This window comes from Streptomyces sp. YJ-C3 (assembly GCF_053891275.1).
Genome location: NZ_CM132685.1, coordinates 6,910,392 through 6,928,199 on the forward strand (window position 1 = coordinate 6,910,392; position 17,808 = coordinate 6,928,199).

Here is a 17,808-nt window from a genome sequence, read left to right on the forward strand (position 1 = left end):
GGGTCCGTGGTGCGCACGCCGGACGGTTGTCAGGTCAGACGGCGAGCGCCTGGGCGCGGCGCTTCACCTCCGTGCCGCGATTCTCGCTCAGGGCCTGCGCGGGCGTGCCCGGCAGGGTCGGGTCGGGGGTGAAGAGCCACTCCAGCATCTCTTCGTCGCTGAAGCCGTCGTCCCGCAGGACCGTCAGGAGGCCGACGAGCCCCTTGACGATCTTGTCGCCGTCGATGAAGGCGGCGGGCACGTGCAGTGCCCTGTTCTCACCACGGCGTACGGCGATCACCTGGCCTTCCTTCACCAGCTGCCGCACACGCGTCACCTCGAGGTCGAGTTGCTCCGCGATGTCGGGGAGGGTGAGCCAGTCGGGGACGAGAGCATCGATCTTTGCGTCAATCTCGGTCACGGGACAAGCCTGCCATCCCGGACTGACAGTCGGAAGTCGGGGCGGTCTGACCAGGGGTTTCCGCCACGCGGCGGACGGCACACGGCCGGCCCGCCCACGGTCGTCCGGGGTAGGCCGGGTTCAGGCCACCGCAGACTTCAAGGGGCGGGCGGGATCGCTCAGACGCTCCGGGTCCAGCACGGTGCCCGCCTCGATGAGCTTGCGGCCCTGTGCCAGATCGCGGGGCTTGCCGACGGCGAGCACGGCCACCAGGGCGCCCTCCCGCAGCCAGCACACCGACCAGGCCGCGCCGGCCGGGTCGCCCCGCCACACCGTCGTGTCGGCGGCGTCGTGGTGGCCCGCGTACTGCACGAAGCGGCCGAACTGCTCGGACCAGAAGTAGGGCACCGGGTCGTACACCGCCGGTGTCTCACCGATGATGTTCGCCGCGACCGTGCGCGGTCCCTGCAGCGCGTTGTCCCAGTGGTGGACCATCAGGCGCTGTCCGTAGCGCTTCGAGGGGAACGACGAGCAGTCCCCCACGGCGTACACGTCGAGTACGGAGGTGCGCAGCCCCGCGTCGGCCACCACCTCGTGGTGTGCGCCGAGGCCGATGCCGGAGTCGGCCAGCCAGCGGGTCGCGGGGCGGGCCCCGATGCCGACGACGACGGCTCCGGCGGGCAGCCGCGTTCCGTCGTCCAGGACCACGAGGCCCGGCTCGACGTGCTCCACGCGCGCGCGGGTGCGCAATTGGGCTCCCGAGTCCGCGTACCAGGCCGTCATGGGGGCCGCGACCTCGGCGGGCAGCGCCCCGGCCAGCGGCCGCTCGGCCGCCTCCACGACGGTGACCCGGCAGCCGGCCTCGCGGGCGGCGGTGGCGAACTCGGCGCCGATCCATCCGGCGCCCACGACCACCACGTCGTGCTGGTCGGCCAGCACGGGCCGCAGCCGCTCGGCGTCGTCGAGGGTGCGCAGCAGGTGCACTCCGGGGACATCCTCGGCGCCCGGCAGCCGGACGGGCTCGGCGCCGGTGGCGACGACCAGGACGTCGTACGGGACGGGCCCCTCGGCGGTGTCCAGCTCGTGGTCGCCGGGGCGCAGGCCCGTGACCTCGCGGCCCAGCTCCAGGGTGACGCCGAGTGCCTCGAAGTCCACGTCGAAGGCCGATCCCTCGGCCTTGCCGAGCAGCACGGCCTTGGACAGGGGCGGCCGGTCGTAGGGCTGGTGGGGCTCCGCCCCGATCAGCGTGACGGCACCGGTGAAGCCCTGTTCGCGCAGCGCCACGGCCGTCTGTACGCCGGCCATTCCCGCGCCCACGATGACGACGTGCCGCTGCCCTGTGGGTGTTCCGTTGCCGCTCCGCTGCTCGCTCACGGGATCACCTTAGGCACCTGATCTTGCGTCAGTCAGCGGCGCGGGCCACTCCCGCGCCGTGACGTCCTGCACACGGGCCGCCGGTTTAGTGATCAAACAGGGGCGGCGATCTCCTCGACCACACTGGTCCCCCTGCCCACCTGCGACTCCCACTCCCATGTCTCGTCGAGCCGCACCCTGCCGTCCGGCAGCTCGGACACGGTGGAGAGGCAGTGCCCCGAGGACGTGGTCCCGTCGGTCTTCAGCTGTACGTAGCGGAAGTCGAGCCGGTCACCGGAACGCGTGCCCACCAGGTGCCCCTGTACGACGTCGCCGCCTTCATAAGAGGCCCACACGCGCCCGCCGTCCTGGTGGTAGGCGAAGCGCGTACGGGTACCCACTTGGCCCGGCGCCTGGTCGGCCACCGGGGCGAGAACGAGACCGTCGAGCGATCGGGCCACGGGCGGAGGCTCCCTTACTGGAGGTCGTGCGCAAGAGTTAGGGTGGCCAACGTAAAGCACTCGCGGGAGCCCGTACGCAGCGGGCTGAGAGGGAGGCTGGAGCGGCCTCCGACCGTACGAACCTGATCCGGGTCATGCCGGCGAAGGGAGGGGCTGGACGCCCATGTCGCGTACTCCGTCCAAAGCCACCGACGTACTGGTCGTCGGGGGCGGCATCATCGGCCTGGTCACCGCGTGGCGGGCCGCGCAGCGCGGTCTGTCCGTCGCGGTGGTGGATCCCGATCCGGGCGGCGGGGCCGCCCAGGTGGCGGCGGGCATGCTGGCCGCGGTCACCGAACTCCACTACGGCGAGCAGACGTTGCTGAACCTGAACGTCGAGTCCGCGCGCCGCTACCCGGACTTCGCCGCCGAGCTGGCCGAGGCCTCCGGCCGGGACCTCGGCTACCGCGCGTGCGGCACGCTGGCGGTCGCGCTGGACGCGGACGACCGGGCGCATCTGCGTGAACTGCACGCGCTGCAGAGGAAGTCGGGCCTGGAGTCCGAGTGGCTGTCGGGCCGTGACTGCCGCCGCCTGGAGCCGATGCTCGCGCCGGGCGTACGCGGGGGCCTGCGGGTCGACGGTGACCACCAGATCGACCCGAGAAGGCTCGCGGGCGCCCTTGTGACGGCCTGCGAGCGCACGGGCGTGGTCTTCCACCGGACCCGCGCCGAACGGCTCCGTGTCGTACAGGACCGGGCGTCCGGCGTCCTCCTCGCCGACGGCACCGAACTCGCGGGCGGCCAGATCGTGCTCGCGGCGGGCAGCCGCAGCGGGCAGCTCGCGGGGGTACCCGACGAGGTGCTGCCGCCCGTCCGCCCGGTCAAGGGCCAGGTCCTGCGCCTGACCGTGCCCCGGCGGTACGCGCCGTTCCTGAGCCGCACGGTCCGCGCGGTCGTCCGCGGCAGCCACCTGTACCTGGTGCCGCGCGTCAACGGCGAGCTCGTCGTGGGCGCCACGAGCGAGGAGCTCGGCTGGGACACCACGGTCACGGCCGGCGGGGTCTACGAACTGCTGCGGGACGCCCACGAGCTCGTCCCCGGCATCACGGAGCTGCCGCTGACCGAGACCTGCGCGGGCCTGCGCCCCGGCTCGCCCGACAACGCCCCGCTCCTCGGCCCCACCCCGCTGCCGGGCCTCCTCCTGGCCACCGGCCACTACCGCAACGGCGTGCTGCTCACGCCGGTCACCGGGGACGCCATGGCGCATGTGCTGGTCACCGGTGAACTCCCCGAAGAGGCCCGCCCGTTCACCCCCAGGCGCTTCAGCGGCGCCTCCTTGGAGCAGCCCGCATGAACGTATCCGTCAACGGCGAGTCGCGCACCGTGACCGCGGAGACCACGCTCGACGCCCTGGTGGCCACCCTCACCACGGCGCACTCCGGCGTCGCCGCCGCCCTGAACGAGACCGTCGTCCCGCGCACCCAGTGGCCCGCGACCGCGCTCTCCGACGGGGACCGCGTCGAAGTCCTCACCGCCGTACAAGGAGGCTGACTCGTCCATGGCTGACGACGCTTTCGTCCTCGGGGGCACCACGTACTCCTCGCGCCTGATCATGGGCACGGGAGGCGCCCCGAGCCTCGACATCCTGGAACGCTCCCTGACCGCCTCCGGCACCGAGCTCACCACGGTGGCGATGCGCCGCGTGAACGCGACGGTGCACGGCTCGGTGCTCTCGGTCCTGGAGAAGCTCGGCATCCAGGTCCTCCCCAACACCGCGGGCTGCTTCACGGCGGGCGAGGCGGTCCTCACGGCCCGCCTGGCGCGCGAGGCACTCGGTACGAACCTCGTCAAACTCGAGGTCATCGCCGACGAGCGCACCCTGCTGCCCGACCCGATCGAGACCCTGGACGCCGCCGAGACCCTGGTCGACGACGGGTTCACGGTGCTGCCCTACACCAACGACGACCCGGTCCTGGCCCGCAGGCTCGAGGACGTGGGCTGCGCGGCGATCATGCCGCTCGGCTCCCCGATCGGTTCCGGGCTCGGCATCCGCAACCCGCACAACTTCCAGCTGATCGTCGAGCACGCGCGCGTGCCGGTGATCCTGGACGCGGGCGCGGGCACGGCCTCCGATGTGACGCTCGCCATGGAGCTGGGGTGCGCGGGTGTGATGCTCGCCTCGGCGGTGACCCGCGCCCAGGAGCCGGTCCTCATGGCCGAGGGCATGCGGCACGCGGTGGAGGCGGGCCGGCTGGCGTACCGCGCGGGCCGTATCCCCAAGCGCCACTTCGCTGAAGCCTCATCGCCCACAGAGGGCCGGGCCCACCTCGACCCTGAGCGCCCGGCCTTCTGACACGGTCACAGCTCTGCTGCAGTACGGGACCGGTCCCGCTGCACGCATCGGGCATGTCAGTCACTCCTCGTAGACTCCCCTGCGTGGACACGACCCTTCAGGACCCGTTGCTCGGGCACGTGCTCGACGGCCGGTACCGCATCGACGCACGCATCGCGGTCGGCGGGATGGCCACGGTCTACCGGGCCGTGGACACCCGCCTCGACCGCGTGCTCGCGCTCAAGGTGATGCACCCCTCGCTGGCGGCCGACGCCACGTTCGTCGACCGCTTCATCCGCGAGGCCAAGTCGGTCGCCCGCCTCTCGCACCCCAATGTGGTCGGGGTCTTCGACCAGGGCGCCGACGGCGCGTACGTGTACCTGGCGATGGAGTACATCGCGGGCTGCACGCTCCGCGACGTCCTGCGCGACCGCGGTGCGCTCCGGCCCCGCGCGGCGCTCGACATCCTGGAGCCGGTGCTCGCCGCGCTCGGAGCGGCGCACCGCGCGGGCTTCGTGCACCGCGACATGAAGCCGGAGAACGTCCTGATAGGGGACGACGGCCGCGTGAAGGTGGCGGACTTCGGTCTCGTGCGGGCGGTGGACACCGTCACGAACACGACCGGATCGGTCCTCGGCACGGTCTCGTACCTGGCACCCGAGCAGATCGAGGACGGCACGGCGACGCCCGCCGTGGACGTCTACGCGTGCGGAGTGGTCCTGTACGAGATGCTGACGGGGTCGAAGCCGCACTACGGGGACACTCCGGCCCAGGTTCTCTACAAGCACCTCAACGAGGATGTCCCGCCGCCCTCCGCGGCGGTGCCGGGACTCCCCTTCGAACTGGACGACCTGGTCGCTTCGGCCACGGCCCGCACCCCGCAGGTCCGCCCGCACGACGCCGTGGCGCTGCTCGCGCAGGCCAGGGACGCGCGTGCGGCGCTGACCGACGCGCAGCTGGACGCGGTGCCGCCGCAGGCGCGGGACGTGGAGCACGCGGGGGCGGACGACCGGACGAGCGTGATCCCGCGCGCGGTGCAGCTGCCGCTGCCCACGGAAGAGGACCGGTTCAACCGCACCAGCCGCCTGGAGTCACCGCCTCCGCCGCCCCCGGCCACCGCCCCGGCACGCCGCAGGAGCGGCGGTCCGCGACGCGGCACGTTCGCGATCATCGCGGCGATCCTGCTGGTCCTCGGCGTGGGCGCGGGCGTCTGGTACATCAACTCCGGCCAGTTCACGAAGGTCCCGCCCCTGCTGGCCAAGACGGAGGCGGAGGCGAAGCAGCGCCTTCAGAGCGCGGGCCTCCAGGCGGGCGGCAAGACGACGTACAAGTACAGCGACACGTTCAAGCGCGGCAGTGTCATGGCCACGGACCCGGAGGCGAATACCCGCATCCGGGACAACGGCACGGTGAACCTGACCGTGTCCAAGGGCCCCGAGACGGTCAAGGTCCCCGACCTCAAGGGCACGCCCCTCGCCACGGCGAAGAGCGACCTCAAGAACCGGGGCCTCGAACCGGGCATGATCACCAAGGAGTTCAGCGAGGACGTCACCAAGGGCTCCGTGGTCAGCACGGACCCGGAGGCGGGTGCGACCCGCAAGTCCGGTTCCGCGGTCGCCCTGGTCGTCTCCAAGGGCGAACCCGTGGACGTCCCCGACGTCACGGGCGAGTCCGAGGAGGACGCCGTGGCCGAGCTCGAGGAGGCGGGCCTGAAGGCGGAGATCGCCACGAAGCGGGTCACCTCCGATGAGGACAAGGGCGACGTGGCCCAGCAGTCCCCCCGGGACGGCCAGCTCGCCAAGGGCGACACGGTCACCCTGACGATCTCCGACGGCCCCCCGATGATCGAGGTCCCGGACGTCACGGGCCTGAGCGTCGACGACGCCCACGCCAAGCTGGAGGACGCCGGCTTCGAGGTCGACGAGGACCGCGGCCTCCTGGGCCTCTTCGGCGACACGGTCAAGAGCCAGTCCGTGACCGGCGGCGACGAGGCCCCCGAGGGCTCGACGATCAAGATCACCATCCGGTAGCGCCCCGGCACCCACTCCTCGATCGCCGGAGGGGCTCAATCTGCTCAGCCCTCACCGGCGATCACTCGCGTACGAGACGGGAGGGGCCGGTCTGGGTATGTGCGCGCGCAGCACAGGCCACGCGGTATCGGCGGCCAACGCAACCGGCGAGGCCATCAAGATGGCGAGCACGGACATGCCCAGGGCGGCCCCGTACCCGACCACACACCTGTCGGAGACAACGGAAAGCCGCCAAGACAACCCCCGACGGCCACCCTCCTTTCACGGCGCACCCCCATGACACCCTTGACCGCGTGACGAACACCCCCCGCTCCCGCAACCCCATCGGCGGCCACGTCCCCGTAGCCGGCGGCCTCGCCTCCGTAGGCCTCTCGTACGCCCACGACCTCAAGGCCGAGACCGTCCAGGTCTTCGTGGCCAACCCCCGCGGCTGGGCCACTCCCCCGGGAAACCCCCAGCAGGACGAGGAGTTCCGCGCCCGCTGCGCCGCCGAGGACATCCCCGCCTACGTCCACGCCCCGTACCTGATCAACTTCGGCTCGCACACCGAGGCCACCGTGGAGAAGAGCGTCGCGTCGATGCGGCACTCCCTCCGCCGCGCCCGCACCATCGGCGCCCTCGGCGTCGTCGTGCACACGGGCTCCGCGACCGGCGGCCGCGACCGGGCCGTCGCCCTGGCCCAGGTACGCGAGCACATGCTCCCCCTGCTCGACGAACTGACCCACGACGACGACCCGTTCCTCCTCCTGGAGTCGACCGCGGGCCAGGGCGCCTCCCTGTGCTCCCGCACCTGGGACTTCGGCCCGTACTTCGACGCCCTCGACCGCCACCCGAAGCTCGGCGTCTGCCTCGACACCTGCCACATCTTCGCGGCGGGCCACGACCTCGCCGGCCCGGGCGGCATGAAGCAGACCCTCGACCTCCTCGTGGACACCGTCGGCGAGGGCCGCCTCAAGCTCATCCACGCCAACGACTCCAAGGACGTCGTGGGCGCCCACAAGGACCGCCACGAGAACATCGGCTCCGGCCACATCGGGGCCGAACCGTTCCACGAGCTGATGACCCACCCGGCGACCGAGAACGTCCCGCTGATCATCGAGACGCCGGGCGGCAAGGACGGCCACGCGGCGGACATCGCCCACCTCAAGGAGCTCCGCCCGTAAGATTCCGCGTTCCGTTGAGGAATACCCCCCAGGGGTATACGGTTCCTGTCACTGGCAGGAGCCGTTACCGACGCTGGGGGAACCATGCAGCACAACGCACAAACGGAACACGAACACCACGGGCACGACCACGACCACACACCCAACGACCACGACCACGACCACGCACCCCACGGCCACGGCCACGACCACGGCGGCAAGGTCACCTGGTCCACAGCGGCGCAGGCGACACTGCACTGCCTCACCGGCTGCGCCATCGGCGAGATCCTCGGCATGGTGATCGGCACCGCGCTCGGCTGGGGCAACGTGCCGACGATGGTCCTGGCGATCGTGCTGGCGTTCTTCTTCGGCTACTCGCTGACGCTGCGGAGCGTGCTCGGGGCAGGCGTGGACTTCAGGACGGCATTCCGGGTGGCGCTGGCCGCGGACACGCTGTCCATCGCCGTGATGGAGCTGATCGACAACGGCGTCATCGCACTGTGGCCGAGCGCGATGGACGCCCAGCTCTCGGACGCACTGTTCTGGGGCGCGCTGGCGGCGTCACTCGTGATCGCCTTCGTCGTCACGACGCCGGTCAACCGCTGGATGATCGGCCGAGGCAGGGGCCACGCGGTGGTGCACCAGTACCACCACTGAAGACGACGCACGCCGGACCCTAAGCTAGAGCTCAGGCCCTTCCCCGGGCTCTTCCTGGTACGAGTACCGCTGCTCCTGCCACGGGTCCCCCACGTTGTGGTACCCGCGCTCCTCCCAGAACCCCCGCCGGTCCGCGGTCATGTACTCGACCCCGCGCACCCACTTCGGCCCTTTCCAGGCATACAGATGCGGCACGACAAGACGCAGCGGGAACCCGTGCTCGGCCGTGAGCAGCTCCCCGCCCTTGTGGGTGGCGAAGATGGTGCGGTCGGCGGCGAAATCGGCCAGCCGCAGGTTCGAGCTGAACCCGTACTCGGCCCAGACCATCACATGCGTGACCGCGGGATCCGGCGGCGCCAGCTCAAGGATGGTGGAGGCCCGCACGCCGCCCCACTCGGCGCCGAGCATGCTGAACTTCGTGACGCAGTGCAGATCGCCGACCACGGTCGCGTACGGCAGTGCCGAGAACTCCTCGTGGTTCCAGCAGTGCTTGTCACCGTCGGCGGTGGACCCGAAGACCCTGAACTCCCAGCGCTCGGGCCGGAACTTGGGCACGGGCCCGTAATGGGTGACCGGCCAGCCGCGCTGCAGACGCTGCCCGGGAGGAAGCTCCGGCTGCACTGCTCCCCCAGACTCGCGACTCACCGGATGACCCATGCCTCCATCCTGACAGACCCCGAGCAGTGGACGTGACCACGCGGGTGCCGACAGGCGTCAGTCGATCATCGATTCGGGCAACTCCTACTAAGCGTGCACTTACTGGACGCGTTTGAACCCCGGTGCAAGGATGCGCGGAACCTGCCGAGTCCACCACGTGGAAGGAGCCTCTGCGATGCAGGGCGACCCCGAGGTCATCGAATTCCTCAACGAGCAGCTCACGGGCGAGCTGACGGCCATCAACCAGTACTGGCTCCACTACCGGATCCAGGACAACAATGGCTGGACCAAGCTCGCGAATTACACCCGTGCCGAGTCCATCGACGAGATGAAGCACGCGGACAGGCTGACGGAACGGATCCTCTTTCTCGATGCCCTGCCGAACTACCAGCGGCTGTTCCATGTGCGTGTCGGACAGACGGTCACCGAGATGTTCCAGGCCGACCGGCAGGTGGAGGTCGAGGCCATCGACCGCCTCAAGCGCGGCATCGACGTCATGCGGGCCAAGGGCGATGTGACGTCGGCGCGGATCTTCGAGGACATCCTGGAGGACGAGGAGCACCACATCGACTACCTCGACACCCAGCTGGAGCTGATCGAGAAGCTCGGTGAGGCGCTCTACCTTGCCCAGCAGATCGAGCAGCCGGACAGCTAGCCCGCCGGAGGGACCGGCCGGCGGATCAGGCGGCTTCGGGAAGCTCCACCTGGGGGCTCTGCGGGGCCTGCGGGGCGAGCGCGACCGCGGCCTCTCCCTGCTCGACCAGCTCGCGCCGCGGGCAGGCTCCCCGCCCGAGCAGCGCCTGGATACGGCGTACGCACGAACCGCAGTCCGTGCCCGCCTTGCAGGCCGACGCGATCTGGCGGGGCGTGCAGGCGCCGCCCTCCGCATGCTTCTTCACCTGGTCCTCGGTCACACCGAAGCAGTTGCAGACATACACGCGGGGGTCACCTCCCGGTCGGGACTCATAGGCGTTGCCGTCCCGATTGATCGGTGAGGCTAACCTAACCTTACCCGCCGGGCCGGATGCACAAAAGTGCCGTGGGGCGCGGATCCCTGTGATCCGCGCCCCACGGCTGTGTACTCATGTCCCTCGAGGGATCACTGGTCCCGGTACATCTCCGCGACCAGGAACGCCAGGTCCAGGGACTGGCTGCGGTTCAGGCGCGGGTCGCAGGCCGTCTCGTAGCGCTGGTGCAGGTCGTCGACGAAGATCTCGTCGCCGCCGCCCACGCACTCGGTGACGTCGTCACCGGTGAGCTCGACGTGGATGCCGCCCGGGTGCGTGCCGAGCGCCTTGTGGACCTCGAAGAAGCCCTTGACCTCGTCGAGCACGTCGTCGAAGCGGCGGGTCTTGTGACCGGAGGCCGCCTCGTACGTGTTGCCGTGCATCGGGTCGGTGATCCAGGCGACGGTCGCGCCGGAGGCGGTGACCTTCTCCACCAGCTCGGGCAGCTTGTCGCGGACCTTGTCGGCGCCCATGCGGACGATGAAGGTCAGGCGGCCCGGCTCGCGGTCGGGGTCGAGGCGCTCGATGTACTGCAGCGCTTCCTCGGCCGTCGTGGTCGGGCCGAGCTTGATGCCGATCGGGTTGCGGATCTTCGAGGCGAACTCGATGTGCGCGCCGTCGAGCTGACGGGTGCGCTCGCCGATCCAGACCATGTGGCCCGAGACGTCGTACAGGTTGCCCGTGCGCGAGTCGACGCGGGTCAGCGCCGACTCGTAGTCGAGCAGCAGCGCCTCGTGGGAGGCGTAGAACTCGACCGTCTGGAACTCGGCCGGGTCGGTGCCGCAGGCGCGCATGAAGTTCAGTGCGTTGTCGATCTCGCGGGCGAGCTGCTCGTAGCGCTGGCCGGACGGGGACGACTTCACGAAGTCCTGGTTCCAGGCGTGCACCTGGCGCAGGTCGGCATAGCCGCCGGTGGTGAAGGCGCGCACCAGGTTGAGCGTCGAGGCGGACGCGTTGTACATCCGCTTCAGGCGCTCGGGGTCCGGGATGCGGGCGGCCTCGGTGAACTCGAAGCCGTTGACGGAGTCGCCGCGGTAGGTCGGCAGGGTGACGCCGTCGCGGGTCTCGGTCGGCTTGGAGCGCGGCTTGGAGTACTGGCCGGCGATGCGGCCGATCTTCACGACCGGCACCGAGGCGGCGTACGTCAGCACGGCGCCCATCTGGAGCAGGGTCTTGAGCTTGTTCCGGATGTGATCTGCGGAGACGGCGTCGAAGGCCTCGGCGCAGTCGCCGCCCTGGAGGAGGAACGCCTCTCCCTTGGCGACGGCCGCCAGGCGGGTACGCAGCTGGTCGCACTCGCCCGCGAAGACGAGCGGCGGATACGACTCGAGGTCCGCGATCACATCGCGCAGAGCCTCGGCATCGGGGTACTCGGGCTGCTGCGCCGCGGGCAGGTTTCGCCAGGTGTTGCCAGCGCTTGCGCTGGTCTTAGCGTTCACGGTCACCTCGCCAACATTACGGGGTCATGTCGGGCGTCCATCCCACCGCTCATCTTTTGAGACGGATGAGAGTCGGGAGGCACACATGAGCCCGGGGTTCGGGTACGGTTGCGCCCATGTTCGCGCAGTTTCTGAACCGCACCTGGTGGTGGACCGCACATCCGGCGGCCCACTGACTGCGCGTATCCAGACTTCGCGAAGGCCGCCCGAGGGGCGGCCTTCAGTGTTTTCAGGACCGGGCCGTTCCTCTCCGACCGACTTCCGACCGACTTCAGGAATCCAGGAAGAGGAACCGCCCATGCAGCTCTCGGCTCTGCTCGCCGACGACCGACCCTTCGCGCTGCTGCGCCGCCGCACGCCCGGCCGCGACCACGACACGGTCGAGGTCCTGATCGGCGGGGTCGGCACGTACGACCGGCTCGCGGACATCCCGGAGGGGCTGGCCCTGGTCCCCTTCCGGCAGATCAGGGAGCGCGGCTTCGACGTCCGCGACGACGGCACACCGCTCGTCGTCCTCACCCCCGAGGAGTCGTACGAGATCCCGCTCGACGAGGCGCTGCGGCAGCTCCCGGCGCACGACGTCCGCGTCCGGGACGGCGGTTTCGACGTCGACGACGAGACGTACGCCGGCATCGTCGGCCGGGTGCTGCGCGAGGAGATCGGGCAGGGCGAGGGCGCGAACTTCGTGATCCGCAGAACGTACGAGGGCGAGATCGAGGGGTTCGGACGGGCCGACGCGCTCGCGCTGTTCCGGCGGCTGCTCGACGGCGAGCGGGGCGCGTACTGGACGTTCGTCGTGCACACGGGAGACAGGACGCTGGTCGGTGCCAGCCCCGAGGTGCACGTGCGGATGTCGGGCGGGACGGTCGTCATGAACCCGATCAGCGGCACCTACCGCTATCCGGCCGCCGGGCCCACGCCCGAGGACCTGCTGGACTTCCTCGCCGACGGCAAGGAGATCGAGGAGCTGTCGATGGTCGTCGACGAGGAGCTCAAGATGATGTGCACCGTCGGCGACATGGGCGGTGTCGTCGTCGGGCCCCGCCTCAAGGAGATGGCCCACCTCGCGCACACCGAGTACGAGCTGCGCGGGAAGTCGACCCTCGATGTGCGCGACGTGCTGAAGGAGACGATGTTCGCGGCGACCGTCACCGGCTCGCCGGTGCAGAACGCCTGCCGGGTCATCGAGCGGCACGAGGTGGGGGGACGCGGGTACTACGCCGGTGCCCTGGCGCTCGTCGGGCGGGACGCGGGCGGCGCGCAGACCCTGGACTCCCCCATCCTGATCCGCACCGCCGACATCGACGCGGCCGGACGACTGCGGGTGCCGGTCGGCGCGACGCTCGTCCGGGGGTCGGACCCGGCGGGCGAGGTCGCGGAGACGCACGCGAAGGCCGCCGGCGTGCTGGCCGCTCTCGGCGTACGTCCCGGACGGCCGCGTGAGGAGAGCACGCGGCCCGCGCTGGCCGACGACCCGCGGGTCCAGGCCGCGCTCGACGGACGCCGCGCGGCCCTCGCACCGTTCTGGCTGCGGATGCAGGAGCGGCACGGAGAGCTCTCCGGACACGCGCTCGTCGTGGACGGCGAGGACACCTTCACGGCGATGCTGGCGCATGTGCTGCGCTCGTCGGGGCTCGATGTGACGGTGCGGCGCTACGACGAGGAGGGGCTGCGGGACGCCGTCCTCGCGCATGAGGGGCCGGTCGTGCTCGGCCCCGGGCCCGGCGACCCGTCCGATCTCACCGACCCCAAGATGCGGCTGTTGAGGTCGCTGACGGCCGATGTGATCCGCGGCCACCGGCACGGCGTGCTCGGGGTCTGCCTCGGGCACGAGCTGATCGCGGCCGAGCTGGGCCTGGAGATCGCCCGGAAGGACGTGCCGTACCAGGGCGCGCAGACCGACATCGCGCTGTTCGGCCGGACCGAGACCGTCGGGTTCTACAACAGTTTCGCGGCCCGCTGCGACGACGCGGCGGCGCTGGAGCTGGCCGCGCACGACGTCGAGGTCAGCCGGGACCCGGCGAACGGGGAGGTGCACGCGCTGCGCGGGCCGTCCTTCGCCGGGGTGCAGTTCCACCCGGAGTCGGTGCTCTCGCTGCGCGGCGCCGGGATCGTGCGGGAGCTGATCGGTCAGCTCGTCGCCAGCGCCTCGGCCGGGACCAGCACGTTCTCGGAGCGGCGGCCGGCCAGGTAGTCCAGGACGTTCTGCACCGTGGTGTCGATGATCTGGCCGACCGCGTCCACGGTGTAGTACGCCTGGTGCGAGGTGACCAGGACGTTCGGGAACGTGACGAGGCGGGCCAGGGTGTCGTCGTCGACGATCTCCAGGGACTTGTCGAGGAAGAACAGGCCCGCCTCGGCCTCGTACACGTCGAGGCCGACGCCGGTGAAGCGGCCCTCGCGCAGTTCGGCGACGAGGGCCTTGGTGTCGACGAGACCGCCGCGGCTGGAGTTGATCAGGATCGCGTCGTCCTTCATGGTGCGCAGGGCGGCGGCGTCGACGATGTGCTCGGTGGCGGGCAGCAGCGGGACGTGCAGGCTGATCAGGTCGGCCTCGGCGAAGAGCTGGTCCTTGTCGACGTACTTCATGCCGAGGGCCACGCACTCCGGGTTCTCGGCGACGTCCCAGCCGAGCAGGTTCATGCCGAAGCCGTGCGCGATGCGGGTGAAGGCCTCGCCGATCTTGCCGGTGCCGAGGACGCCGACGGTGCGGCCGCGCATGTCACGGCCGAGCAGGCCGTCGAGGCGGAAGTCGAAGTCGCGGGTGCGGTTGCTGGCGCGGACGATGCGCCGGTTCACGGCCATCGCGAGGGTCCAGGCGAACTCGGCGACCGAGTACGGCGAGTAATAGGAGACCCGCGCGACGGTCAGCCCGAGGCGCTCGGCGACCTCCAGGTCGATGTTGTTGAAGCCGGTGGAGCGCTGGGCGATCATCTGCGTGCCGCCGGCCGCGAGGCTCTGCAGCACCCGGTTGTTGAGGGTCGCGTTGACACTGGTGGAGATGATCTCGTAGCCCGCCGCGATGGGGGCGGTGTCCTCGTTGAGGAAGACGTCCAGGCAGCGGACGTCGTGGTGGCCCTCGAAGGCCTTCTCGATGAGGGGCTTTTCGTCGGATTGCACGCCGAATGCGAGGATCTCCATGGCTGGAGTTTATGTAGGGCCACAGGGGACGGCACCCCGAACCGGGATGCCGTCCCGAGCCGTCGCCTAACCGAAGAAGACCCCCACCTCCTCGTAGAGGGACGGATCGACGGTCTTCAGGCGGGCCGTCGCGTCGGCGATGGGCACGCGGACGATGTCCGTGCCGCGCAGCGCGACCATCTTGCCGAAGTCGCCGTCGCGGACCGCCTCGATCGCGTGCAGGCCGAAGCGGGTGGCCAGCCAGCGGTCGAAGGCCGACGGGGTGCCGCCGCGCTGGACGTGGCCGAGAACCGTGGTGCGGGCCTCCTTGCCGGTGCGCTTCTCGATCTGTTTGGCGAGCCATTCGCCGACGCCGGAGAGGCGTACGTGCCCGAAGGAGTCCAGCGACTCGTCCTTGAGCACCATGTCGCCGTCGCGCGGCATCGCGCCCTCGGCGACGACGACGATCGGCGCGTACGAGGCCTTGAAGCGGGAGGTGACCCAGGCGCAGACCTGGTCGATGTCGAAGCGCTGCTCGGGGATGAGGATGACGTTGGCGCCGCCCGCCAGGCCCGAGTGCAGGGCGATCCAGCCCGCGTGGCGGCCCATGACCTCGACGACGAGGACCCGCATATGGGATTCGGCGGTCGTGTGGAGCCGGTCGATGGCTTCGGTGGCGATGCCGACGGCGGTGTCGAAGCCGAAGGTGTAGTCGGTGGCGGAGAGGTCGTTGTCGATGGTCTTGGGCACGCCGACGACGCGGATGCCGTACTCGTCGGCGAGGCGGGCCGCGACGCCCAGGGTGTCCTCGCCGCCGATCACGATCAGCGCCTCGACCTCCTGCTCGAGGAGGTTCTCCTTGACGCGGCGGATGCCGTTCTCCGCGTTGAGGGGATTGGTGCGCGAGGAGCCGAGGATGGTGCCGCCGCGCGGCAGGATGCCGCGGACGGTGGGGATGTCGAGGCGGACGATGTCGTTCTCGAGCGGTCCCCGCCAGCCGTCCCGGAAGCCGACGAAGTCGTAGCCGTACTCCTGCACGCCCTTGCGGACGACGCCCCGGATGACGGCGTTGAGCCCGGGGCAGTCGCCGCCTCCGGTCAGTACTCCGATTTTCTTGGCCCGCATGAACACGTCCCTTCGCGCTGAAGTGAACCGTCACGAGCCACGCTAATGGTGATCCAGGTCACTTCTGGAGGGGACGGAGAGTCAATTCCTTTACTGGAGGCGCGAGTTGTACGGCGGGCGCCGGGCTACTCGTCGTCGAGGCCGCGCTCGATCGCGTACCGGACGAGCTCCACCCGGTTGTGCAGCTGGAGCTTGCCGAGGGTGTTCTGCACGTGGTTCTGCACCGTGCGGTGCGAGATGACCAGCCGCTCCGCGATCTGCTTGTAGCTCAGACCCTTGGCGACCAGGCGCAGCACCTCGGTCTCCCGGTCGGTGAGCTGCGGCGCCTTCGGCTCGTCCGTGCCGGTGACCGGAACCGGCTCGGAGGCCAGCCGCCGGTATTCGCCGAGGACGAGACCGGCGAGGCCCGGCGTGAAGACCGGGTCGCCGACGGCCGTGCGGCGCACCGCGTCGATCAGCTCGTCGGTGGACGCGGACTTCAGCAGGTAGCCGGTGGCCCCGGACTTCACCGCCTCCAGGACGTCCGCGTGCTCGCCGCTCGCCGACAGGACCAGGACCCGCAGCGCCGGGTCGGCGCCGACCAGCTCCTTGCAGACCTGGACGCCGGGCTTGGCCGGCAGGTTCAGGTCGAGGACGAGGACGTCGGGGCCCGCGGCCCGCGCGCGGCGCACCGCCTGCTCGCCGTCGCCCGCGGTGGCGACCACGTCGAAGCCGGACGCGGCCAGGTCGCGGGCGACGGCGTCGCGCCACATCGGGTGGTCGTCGACCACCATGACCTTGATCGTGGCTCCTGCGCCGTCGTTGTGCTGTTCGCTCATCGCTCCGGTCCTGCCCTTCCCCCGTGTGCCGTCCGGTTCTTCCCGACGGTCAGTTCTTCGTCGGTCTCTTGGGTACGTTCAGTTCGACCTCGGTGCCCTGGCCGGGTACCGAGATCAGCTCGGCGGTGCCGCCGATGTCGCGCAGCCGGCCCCGGATGGACAGGGCGACGCCGAGCCGGCCCTCGCCCTCGGCCTGGGCGAGCCGGCCCTCCGGGATGCCGGGGCCGTCGTCCCGCACGGTCACGATCACCGCGTCCGGCTCGTCCTCGACCAGGATCCAGGCGTGCGCGCCCTCACCCGCGTGCCGCCGCACGTTGTCCAGGGCCGCGCTGACGGCGGCGGCCAGTTCGCGGGCGGCGGCGGGCCGCATCAGAACCGGGGCGCCCGGCTCGGCGAAGGTGATCCGCGATCCCGCGTGCCCGGCGAGCAGCGGCCGCAGGTCGCGGGGCTGCCCGGTGTCCGCGTCCTCTTCGTGCGCGTGGCGGTCCGGTTCGTCGACGGCGCGGACGACGGCGCCCTGCGCGGCGTCCTCGGAGGCGCGGGACGCCGGGGTCAGGCCCCCGGCCACCAGGGTGCGCAGCGCGACCTCCTGCTCCCCCGCCATCCGGCCGATCTCGGCGGCCTCGCCGCCCAGGGCGTTGCCGCGCCGCTGCACCATCGCGAGGACCTGCAGGACGCTGTCGTGGATGTCGCGGGCCAGGCGCTCCCGTTCGCGTGTGGCGGCCTCGATCTCCAGGGCGCGGGCGAGGGTGCGCTCGGAGGCGCGGGCCACCTCGACGACGTAGCCGATGGCGATGGAGGCGATGCAGACCAGCAGCACGTTGTGGAAGGTGCTGCGGCTGACGGCGCCGCGCTGGACCACGTTGGCGACGCCGATGAGCAGGGAAGCGGTGGCCGCCCAGCGCCAGCCGCCCTTGAGGGCCCAGGCGAGGACCGCGCCCGCCGTCCATATCGACGGCAGCGTCGAGCCGCCGGTGACGGCCCGCTCGTGGCCCGCGACGGGCGACAGCAGGATGCCGACGACGGCGATCGTCAGGTCGGCGGTGAGGAACCGCTTGGTGCAGCGCCGGGCTCCCGACACCTGCGGCAGCGTCGCCAGGGTCCACCCGGCCAGCACGGCGAAGTAGGCGATGGCGACCCACGGGCGCTCGTACACCTCGTACGCGGAGGCGAAGAGCCCGATCGCGTACAGCATGGTGAGCACCCGGTAGGCCGTCAGGGCACGCCACAGCGGCTGCTCGACCGACATCCGTACGACCCGCTCGCGTCTGACCGTGCTCCCCATGTCCCCCACCCCTCGGGGACGACG

18 protein-coding genes and 1 riboswitch are annotated in these 17,808 nt (G+C 70.9%); of the genes, 8 read left to right on the forward strand and 10 right to left on the reverse strand.

The annotated features are described in order from the left end of the window. Window positions 1–34: 34 nt before the first annotated feature. The 3 genes from ACVHNB_RS31055 to ACVHNB_RS31065 form a co-directional block, all read right to left on the reverse strand. On the reverse strand, window positions 35–400 hold the full coding sequence (locus ACVHNB_RS31055; protein WP_428955209.1) for an Rv2175c family DNA-binding protein: 366 nt from the start codon (window positions 398–400) through the stop codon (window positions 35–37). Window positions 401–520: 120 nt separating this feature from the next. Then, window positions 521–1,684: an NAD(P)/FAD-dependent oxidoreductase gene (locus tag ACVHNB_RS31060; protein WP_456228972.1), complete on the reverse strand. Its 1,164-nt coding sequence runs from the start codon at window positions 1,682–1,684 to the stop codon at window positions 521–523. Window positions 1,685–1,845: 161 nt separating this feature from the next. Beyond that, window positions 1,846–2,193 carry a hypothetical protein gene (locus tag ACVHNB_RS31065; RefSeq protein WP_428955208.1) on the reverse strand — a complete coding sequence of 116 codons (348 nt, stop codon included), beginning with the start codon at window positions 2,191–2,193 and terminating at the stop codon, window positions 1,846–1,848. 52 nt (window positions 2,194–2,245) lie between these two features. Continuing rightward, a riboswitch (TPP riboswitch) is annotated at window positions 2,246–2,359 on the forward strand. Here ACVHNB_RS31065 and thiO point away from each other — a divergent pair. The 6 genes from thiO to ACVHNB_RS31095 all read left to right on the forward strand — a co-directional run bounded on the left by thiO (window position 2,357) and on the right by ACVHNB_RS31095 (window position 8,333). Further along, a complete protein-coding gene (thiO, locus tag ACVHNB_RS31070; RefSeq protein WP_428955207.1) occupies window positions 2,357–3,526 on the forward strand; it encodes a glycine oxidase ThiO in 1,170 nt (389 codons plus the stop codon). It overlaps the preceding riboswitch by 3 nt. Beyond that, complete coding sequence (thiS, locus tag ACVHNB_RS31075) at window positions 3,523–3,723, forward strand: sulfur carrier protein ThiS (protein WP_428955206.1); 201 nt, start codon at window positions 3,523–3,525, stop codon at window positions 3,721–3,723. The genes thiO and thiS overlap by 4 nt, the downstream gene beginning before the upstream one ends. A gap of 7 nt (window positions 3,724–3,730) precedes the next feature. Next, window positions 3,731–4,525 (forward strand): thiazole synthase, encoded by a 795-nt coding sequence (locus ACVHNB_RS31080; RefSeq protein WP_428955205.1) that lies wholly within the window; start codon window positions 3,731–3,733, stop codon window positions 4,523–4,525. A 53-nt stretch (window positions 4,526–4,578) separates the two neighbouring features. Beyond that, entirely contained in the window at window positions 4,579–6,534 is a 1,956-nt protein-coding gene (gene pknB, locus ACVHNB_RS31085) for a Stk1 family PASTA domain-containing Ser/Thr kinase (RefSeq protein ID WP_456226379.1), read from the forward strand. 293 nt (window positions 6,535–6,827) lie between these two features. Further along, entirely contained in the window at window positions 6,828–7,697 is an 870-nt protein-coding gene (locus ACVHNB_RS31090) for a deoxyribonuclease IV (RefSeq protein ID WP_456226380.1), read from the forward strand. Between the two features lie 84 nt (window positions 7,698–7,781). After that, complete coding sequence (locus tag ACVHNB_RS31095; protein ID WP_456226381.1) at window positions 7,782–8,333, forward strand: DUF4396 domain-containing protein; 552 nt, start codon at window positions 7,782–7,784, stop codon at window positions 8,331–8,333. A 24-nt stretch (window positions 8,334–8,357) separates the two neighbouring features. Here the strand turns inward: ACVHNB_RS31095 and ACVHNB_RS31100 are convergent, their stop codons facing one another. Next, window positions 8,358–8,990, reverse strand: coding sequence for a sulfite oxidase-like oxidoreductase (locus ACVHNB_RS31100; protein WP_428955201.1), 633 nt, complete (start codon window positions 8,988–8,990; stop codon window positions 8,358–8,360). Window positions 8,991–9,165: 175 nt separating this feature from the next. Between ACVHNB_RS31100 and bfr the strand changes: the two genes are divergently transcribed. Beyond that, window positions 9,166–9,645: a bacterioferritin gene (gene bfr / locus ACVHNB_RS31105; protein ID WP_428955200.1), complete on the forward strand. Its 480-nt coding sequence runs from the start codon at window positions 9,166–9,168 to the stop codon at window positions 9,643–9,645. Between the two features lie 25 nt (window positions 9,646–9,670). Here the strand turns inward: bfr and ACVHNB_RS31110 are convergent, their stop codons facing one another. Both ACVHNB_RS31110 and ACVHNB_RS31115 read right to left on the reverse strand, forming a co-directional pair. Beyond that, entirely contained in the window at window positions 9,671–9,928 is a 258-nt protein-coding gene (locus tag ACVHNB_RS31110; protein WP_456226382.1) for a (2Fe-2S)-binding protein, read from the reverse strand. Between the two features lie 161 nt (window positions 9,929–10,089). Next, window positions 10,090–11,442 carry a class II 3-deoxy-7-phosphoheptulonate synthase gene (locus ACVHNB_RS31115; protein ID WP_428955198.1) on the reverse strand — a complete coding sequence of 451 codons (1,353 nt, stop codon included), beginning with the start codon at window positions 11,440–11,442 and terminating at the stop codon, window positions 10,090–10,092. A gap of 292 nt (window positions 11,443–11,734) precedes the next feature. Between ACVHNB_RS31115 and ACVHNB_RS31120 the strand changes: the two genes are divergently transcribed. Continuing rightward, entirely contained in the window at window positions 11,735–13,630 is a 1,896-nt protein-coding gene (locus ACVHNB_RS31120; RefSeq protein ID WP_456226383.1) for an anthranilate synthase family protein, read from the forward strand. On the opposite strand, the gene ACVHNB_RS31125 is transcribed toward ACVHNB_RS31120, so the two are convergent. From ACVHNB_RS31125 to macS, 4 genes are all read right to left on the reverse strand, one after another. Beyond that, complete coding sequence (locus tag ACVHNB_RS31125; protein WP_456226384.1) at window positions 13,567–14,577, reverse strand: 2-hydroxyacid dehydrogenase; 1,011 nt, start codon at window positions 14,575–14,577, stop codon at window positions 13,567–13,569. The two genes, ACVHNB_RS31120 and ACVHNB_RS31125, sit on opposite strands and share 64 nt — an antisense overlap. A 66-nt stretch (window positions 14,578–14,643) precedes the next feature. After that, window positions 14,644–15,681, reverse strand: a complete 1,038-nt coding sequence (locus ACVHNB_RS31130) for a 6-phosphofructokinase (protein ID WP_428955195.1) — start codon at window positions 15,679–15,681, stop codon at window positions 14,644–14,646. A 125-nt stretch (window positions 15,682–15,806) separates the two neighbouring features. After that, window positions 15,807–16,499: a response regulator gene (locus ACVHNB_RS31135; protein ID WP_428955194.1), complete on the reverse strand. Its 693-nt coding sequence runs from the start codon at window positions 16,497–16,499 to the stop codon at window positions 15,807–15,809. Window positions 16,500–16,548: 49 nt separating this feature from the next. Then, window positions 16,549–17,784: a MacS family sensor histidine kinase gene (macS, locus tag ACVHNB_RS31140; protein ID WP_428955193.1), complete on the reverse strand. Its 1,236-nt coding sequence runs from the start codon at window positions 17,782–17,784 to the stop codon at window positions 16,549–16,551. Window positions 17,785–17,808 lie beyond the last annotated feature (24 nt).

Bases quoted from the DNA above. Each gene is read 5' to 3' on its own strand.
- ACVHNB_RS31130 (WP_428955195.1), bottom strand. From the start codon at position 15,681: ATGCGGGCCAAGAAAATCGGAGTACTGACCGGAGGCGGCGACTGCCCC.
- ACVHNB_RS31135 (WP_428955194.1), bottom strand. From the start codon at position 16,499: ATGAGCGAACAGCACAACGACGGCGCAGGAGCCACGATCAAGGTCATG.
- macS (WP_428955193.1), bottom strand. From the start codon at position 17,784: ATGGGGAGCACGGTCAGACGCGAGCGGGTCGTACGGATGTCGGTCGAG.
- bfr (WP_428955200.1), top strand. From the start codon at position 9,166: ATGCAGGGCGACCCCGAGGTCATCGAATTCCTCAACGAGCAGCTCACG.
- ACVHNB_RS31125 (WP_456226384.1), bottom strand. From the start codon at position 14,577: ATGGAGATCCTCGCATTCGGCGTGCAATCCGACGAAAAGCCCCTCATC.
- ACVHNB_RS31080 (WP_428955205.1), top strand. From the start codon at position 3,731: ATGGCTGACGACGCTTTCGTCCTCGGGGGCACCACGTACTCCTCGCGC.
- ACVHNB_RS31060 (WP_456228972.1), bottom strand. From the start codon at position 1,684: ATGGCCGGCGTACAGACGGCCGTGGCGCTGCGCGAACAGGGCTTCACC.
- thiO (WP_428955207.1), top strand. From the start codon at position 2,357: ATGTCGCGTACTCCGTCCAAAGCCACCGACGTACTGGTCGTCGGGGGC.
- thiS (WP_428955206.1), top strand. From the start codon at position 3,523: ATGAACGTATCCGTCAACGGCGAGTCGCGCACCGTGACCGCGGAGACC.
- pknB (WP_456226379.1), top strand. From the start codon at position 4,579: ATGTCAGTCACTCCTCGTAGACTCCCCTGCGTGGACACGACCCTTCAG.
- ACVHNB_RS31095 (WP_456226381.1), top strand. From the start codon at position 7,782: ATGCAGCACAACGCACAAACGGAACACGAACACCACGGGCACGACCAC.
- ACVHNB_RS31120 (WP_456226383.1), top strand. From the start codon at position 11,735: ATGCAGCTCTCGGCTCTGCTCGCCGACGACCGACCCTTCGCGCTGCTG.
- ACVHNB_RS31100 (WP_428955201.1), bottom strand. From the start codon at position 8,990: ATGGGTCATCCGGTGAGTCGCGAGTCTGGGGGAGCAGTGCAGCCGGAG.